We start from the raw sequence: 5,670 nt of genomic DNA, 5'->3' as shown, positions 1-5,670 counted from the left end.
GCGCCATGGAAACCGGCTACCAGCGCGGCAAGATTCAGGACGAATCGATGCACTACGAAATGCTCAAGCACACCGGCGAGCTGCCCATCATCGGTGTCAACACCTTCCGCAACCCGCAGGGCGACGCGGTGCACGACACGCTGGAACTGGCCCGCTCGACCGACGAGGAAAAGCAGAGTCAGTTACAGCGCCTGGCCACTTTCCACGCGCTGCACGCCAAGGAGTCTCCGGCGATGCTCAAACGCCTGCAAAAAGCCGTGATCGACAACAAGAACGTGTTTGAGGTGCTGATGGACGCCGTGCGCTGCTGTTCCCTCGGCCAGATCACCAATGCGCTGTTTGAGGTGGGCGGGCAGTACCGGCGCAATATGTAGCCATGTGGATATGGTTTAAGCTAAATAGGCCGCTAGCCCACGTGAATGCTGCGTACTGCGCTATTTAATTAGGAGTTACCATTTGCAAAGGCCTTCCTTTTGCAGTGAACCTGCTCAGGCTTGCGAAGCCACGCACAGCGCAAAATCAGGGAAAGCGCGACTCTTGAGGACGTTTTTCGGTGCCCTACTTGCCCGCATTCCGGTCACAGGCCGGCTGGCCGACCGGGTTGGCTTCAGCCCGGCAATGCTGCGCGCCAGCACCGCCCATTTTCCGGGCGTCGGCTGGCTGGTGGGTGCCCTGGCGGCGGTGTGGGGGAAGGCATTTGCGGTCATGACCACCGGCGCCTTCCATGAAGACGGGCTGGCCGATGTGGGCGATGCGGCCGGCTCCAAGTCCAAGCCGCTGCGAACCTGATCAACGGCGTCAGTCTTTTCAGTGCCTTTATAGGGCCGAGGGGCGCGCCAATGTCCCTCGGTTGTAGGAGGGGTCTTACCGCAAAGCTTCCGGCCAACCGATGGACGCGCGGTTACAAACGACGAATACTGGCGGCCCCACCCACACCAAGGAAACGCCATGACCCAGCAAAAAACTGCGCATATCGAACCGTCGAAACATTCCACCGACGAAGTGGATGATTTCCTGGATAAGGCCGAAGACAACGTCGACGCTGAGCCCGGTGCGGGCTCTCCCGCCATCATGCCCAACGCCGACTTGGACGAGGACGGCAAACCGATCTCGGACACGCCCAAGAACCCACGGATATAAGCCGTCGGGCCCGCTCGAGCTCGCGCCCTTGCGATTCACATGCTGCGCTAAAAAATTTGACTGGTTGCGTGGCGACCTATCCTGCGCAATGGCCATTACAAAGTCCAGAGCGAGGGCAGGCTCATGGAGTGTGAACACACTCGTGGCAGCAGCAGCAGCAGAAGCTGCTGCTGCCACGCCATCGACCTACGCATTTTCATTCCGGCATCCGTCGATGCCGGTGCCGCCATTGATTGCTTGGTGCTTTGCCATGGACCTGCTGCGACAGCTGGCCGCTTGCTGGCTGGGCTATAGCGGCGAAGGCGTCTGCTCCGGATGCTGTGACTCGCGCAAGGTTTCCAAGCTTTTGCGGTGGCGTATCAGCTGACTCAAGTATCGACTCTCGAAGGCCGGGTGCAGGGTCTGCAAGCGATACGGGCACCACCGTACGCGAGCGGGCATCCTACAAACGGGCGCAGTCGGTTTGCAACAAGGTCGCGAGTGCCGCTGCCACCACCGGACGACTGAAATAGTAGCCTTGACCCTCGTCGCAATGCTGGGCCAATAGAAATGCACGCTGTTCGGGTGTTTCCACGCCCTCTGCAATGACGCTTTGCCGCAGGCTTTTGCCCATATTGATCACGGCACTGACGATGGTGGCATCGTCCGGGTTGCTGGTGATCTGTTTCACGAACGACTGGTCGATCTTCAGGGTATGGATCGGAAACCGACTCAGATAACTCAGGCTGGAATAACCGGTGCCAAAGTCATCGATGGCAAGCTTGACGCCCAAGTCTGCAATAGCCTGTAGCAAGGCGCCCGTGGACTCGGCGTTGCGCATCAGGACGCTTTCGGTCAGTTCAAGTTCCAGATAGCGGGGCTCCAGAAGCGTACTTTCGAGTGTTTCGCGTAAATTTTCGAGAAAGTCCTTGGCACGGAGTTCGAGCGCGGAGGTGTTAACGGCGACGGTGATCGGCGCCAAGCCAGCCTGCTGCCAGGCCCGGGCCTGAAGACAGGCTTCGCGCAGCACCCAGCGGCACGATCAGGCCACAGTCTTCGGCGATCGACACGAACTGCGCCGGCAGCAGCAGGCCGAGCTGCGGATGCTCCCAACGGATCAGCGCCTCGACGCCGACCATCTTGCCGCTGCGAAGATTTATTTTGGGCTGGTAATGCAGCACAAACTCGCGGCGCTCCAGCGCGCCGCGCAGGTCGGCTTCGATGGATTGCCGCTGGACCGCTCGCGCATTCATGGCCGGTTCGAAGAACTTGTAATTGTTGCGCCCGTGTTCCTTGGCGTGGTACATCGCGGTGTCCGCACTCTTGACCAGGGTTTCCGCGTCCTGGCCATCGCCGGGGTAGATGCTGATACCGATACTCACGCTGCTATGGAGCTCATGCGCGTCGATGCGGTGAGGCAGCGCGAGCGCCGCAAGCATCTTTTGAGCCGTGAGCGCTGCGTCTTCGGCGTGCTCAATGAAGGGCAACAGCAACAAAAATTCATCCCCGCCCTGGCGACTGACGGTATCCGAATGACGCACACTCGCCACCAGGCGCTGTGCAATTGACCGCAGCAGCCGGTCGCCAACCGAATGTCCCAAGGAGTCGTTGATGTGCTTGAAGTGGTCCAGGTCCAGGAACATCACTGCGAGTTGCCGGCCTTGCCGGCGGGCTCCCTCAATCGCCTGGCCAAGCCGGTCCTGAAGCAGCATTCGATTGGGCAAATCGGTGAGGACATCGTAATGGGCCAGATGATGCAACTGAACCTTAGCCGCTTCGGCTTGTTCCGACTGTTTGTGCGCTTCAATCGAAGCGATGACCAGATTGGCGTTCGCTTGCTGCAACATGACGATGTGATCGGCGGCGCCTGCCTGCAACGCCTCCTCTGCCGAGCGAATCTCCCCCTCACGCGAAGTGGCGGCTTCTTCGCGCACATTGGATTCCCCTTCCCGCGCCTGCGTGGCGCCTTCGCGCACCAGGACAGCGTCTTCACGCCTGTCAGAAACAATCTCCCGGAGATTCGCCGTATCTTCTCGTGCCGTGACCAATTTCTCGCGGCTCAGTACGGCCGCTTCATCGTCAAGGACCGATTTTTCCCGGCGGGCGATACTTTCTTCGAGGACCGTTGGCAACTTGTCCTTGGGATGGCTTGAGGCGTCCGCTTGAGCTGGGCCAACGGTGCCAGAGGCGCTGCCATCATCTTTGTTGTTCATTGCCATCCTCTTTCCTTACCTAATCGTTCGGGTCAAGCGCTGGCCGGGGGCCGGTGCCAGCGCCTTATCCAGTGCTTGCAGGAGCTCGTTGATTTTGATCGGCTTGGTGAGATAGCGCAAGAAACCAGCCGCCAGGCCCTTCTCGATATCGCGTGGCATGGCGTTGGCACTGATGGCCAGCACCGGGATGTGCGCTGTCTGGGGATCTGCCTGCAGCGCTTGCAGCACCTGAAAGCCACTGATGCCCCGCAGATTGATGTCCATCAGGATCACGTCCGGGCGGTGGGCGCGCGCGAGCGCCAGGCCGAGATCACCATCGCTCGCGCTCAGCATGCGCAGATGGGGACGGCGCTCAATGATTTGCGCGACCAGCATCAGGTTGGACGGATTGTCTTCCACATACAGCAAGGTGTGCAGCGCCGCACTTCCCGCCGGTGGCGGCGCAGGTTCCGCGGGCAGGTCACTGCCAGCGGCAAGTTTTGGCATCGTGTCCCGAACCAGTTCGATCCAGAATTCACTGCCCACGCCGACGCTGCTTTCCACGCCGATGCTGCCTCCCATCAGTTCAACCAGTTGCTTGGTGACGACCAGGCCAATGCCAGTCCCTTCCTGGGCGCCGTTCTCTTGCCCGAGGCGATTGAACGGCTCAAACAGATGCGCGATATTTTCCGCCGTCAACCCCGCACCGCTGTCTTTGATGCTGATGCGCAGGCGCTCAAGGCTGCTCGCCGTGCACTTCACCTCCACCGTCCCATGTTCGCGGTTGTATTTGACGGCATTGGACAGCAGGTTGAGCAGAGCCTGTTTGACGCGCGTTCGGTCTGCGGTGACAAACCAGGTGTCATCAACGGGGCCAAAGTTGACCTGGATGTCGCGTTGTTGCGCCTGCGACTCGATCATGGCTTGGCATTCGCCCATGATCTCCAGTAGCGACACCCGTTCTTGCGATACCGACAGCTTGCCGGACTCGATTACGGCGAGATCGAGAATCTCGTTGATCAACGTCAGCAGATACCAGCCGGCCTGGAGTATCTGCTTGATATTCGCCGTTTGGGTGGGTGTTGGCGGCGGCGAGCCCGACTCCAACAACTGGGTAAAACCGAGGATGGCATTGAGCGGCGTGCGCAGCTCGTGGCTCATGCTGGAAAGGAAATCCGATTTGGCGAGGTTGGCCTTTTCTGCCACGGATTTGGCACGCTCCAGCTCAGCCTTGGCCAGTTCGAGCTGTTCGGTCAGTATTTGTGCTTCAACGACAGCGATGACCAACTTCGAGTTGGCTTGCTGCAATACCAGCATGTGCTCGTCGGACGCTACCTGTGACGCGTTTGCCGCCTGTATGGCTTCCTCGCGCGAGGTGGCCGCGTCTTCACGCATGTGCGCAGCATCTTCGCGTGCGGCCGGGCGATTCATTCCCGAGGGCCTTCACCCGATCGTCCTGGCGGCGCGCTGACCGTCGGGCTGCCCGTCATGATGCCGGCATACCCAGACAAGGGCTCGCCCAAAACGATGCCGGCCTCGGTAATGTCAAACAACCGTATGTCCTTGCTGTGGTTGCTGCCCCGGACTTTAACGACCGAGAGGGCGCGTTTGAATTGACTGTCGATCTCGATATACCGCTGTACGACAATCGCGTCCGCGAGAAAAGCACTGCCGTATGGACTGAAGCGCAGGTCGGTGTAGCGGTCTTCCAGCTCGGAGGTCATCAAGATGGTCACGCCCATGCCCGTCAGTTCGGCAACCATTCGGTACAGCGATCCGCGGAAATCTTCGCTGAACTCGGGTGCCAGTGCCAGCTCAAATCCGGACAGGGAGTCAATGACGACACGCTTGGCCTGCATGCGATTGATCATCTCGATCAAATCATTCAGGGTTTCGTCAATTGACAAATCCAGCGAGCGCGTGTCGATCACGCCAACTTGTCCGGCCTGGACCATCGAATGGAGTTTCATGTTGCCCAGCATTTGACTGGGGCTTTTCTCAAACGCCGCAATTACGCCGGTTTCGCCCCGGCGTGCGCCTTCGGCCAAAAATTCCGTTGCCAATATGGTTTTTCCCGAACCGGATGACCCGACCAACAGGAGCGAATAGCCAGTGGGCAGGCCGCCACCCAGCATGTCATCCAGGCCCGGTGTTCCCATTGCAACACGTGCTGCGATGGGGGCGACCTTGGTCACGTCCTCAAGCGCCAGGCCCTGCTTGACGATGGCGCGCGGGAACACCTGGATGCCCTGATCACTGATGCGGAAAGTATGCAAACCCGGTGCCTGGGCCTGACCCCGCATTTTGACCACTTGAATCTTGCGCACCATTGAATTGCGGTGCAAATTCTGCGTAAGCC

6 protein-coding genes and 1 pseudogene are annotated in these 5,670 nt (G+C 59.7%); 4 read left to right on the top strand and 3 right to left on the bottom strand.

The features are described 5' to 3' along the window. From GZ093_RS20030 to GZ093_RS20015, 4 genes are all read left to right on the top strand, one after another. Positions 1 to 374, top strand: a 374-nt coding sequence (locus tag GZ093_RS20030) for a methylmalonyl-CoA mutase family protein (protein ID WP_296489424.1), incomplete at its 5' end; no start/stop codon positions are given. 163 nt (positions 375 to 537) lie between these two features. Next, on the top strand, positions 538 to 789 hold the full coding sequence (locus GZ093_RS20025) for an adenosylcobinamide-GDP ribazoletransferase (protein ID WP_296489422.1): 252 nt from the start codon (positions 538 to 540) through the stop codon (positions 787 to 789). Positions 790 to 948: 159 nt separating this feature from the next. After that, a complete protein-coding gene (locus GZ093_RS20020; protein WP_296489419.1) occupies positions 949 to 1,140 on the top strand; it encodes a hypothetical protein in 192 nt (63 codons plus the stop codon). A 130-nt stretch (positions 1,141 to 1,270) separates the two neighbouring features. Next, positions 1,271 to 1,507: a hypothetical protein gene (locus GZ093_RS20015; RefSeq protein ID WP_296489417.1), complete on the top strand. Its 237-nt coding sequence runs from the start codon at positions 1,271 to 1,273 to the stop codon at positions 1,505 to 1,507. Between the two features lie 75 nt (positions 1,508 to 1,582). Here GZ093_RS20015 and GZ093_RS20010 read toward each other — a convergent pair. The 3 genes and pseudogenes from GZ093_RS20010 to GZ093_RS20000 form a co-directional block, all read right to left on the bottom strand. Next, positions 1,583 to 2,966: pseudogene (locus GZ093_RS20010) on the bottom strand (EAL domain-containing protein). Between the two features lie 381 nt (positions 2,967 to 3,347). Next, entirely contained in the window at positions 3,348 to 4,742 is a 1,395-nt protein-coding gene (locus GZ093_RS20005; RefSeq protein ID WP_296489415.1) for an ATP-binding protein, read from the bottom strand. After that, the coding region (locus GZ093_RS20000) for an ATPase domain-containing protein (RefSeq protein WP_296489414.1) at positions 4,739 to 5,670 on the bottom strand (932 nt) is incomplete at its 5' end. The genes GZ093_RS20000 and GZ093_RS20005, both read right to left, overlap by 4 nt.

The sequence above is a fragment of the Rhodoferax sp. genome (assembly GCF_010365055.1).
In the GTDB taxonomy this organism is placed as follows: Bacteria; Pseudomonadota; Gammaproteobacteria; order Burkholderiales; family Burkholderiaceae_C; genus Rhodoferax.
Note: the sequence above shows the minus strand (reverse complement) of the source record. Positions and strands in the feature narration are given on the sequence as shown.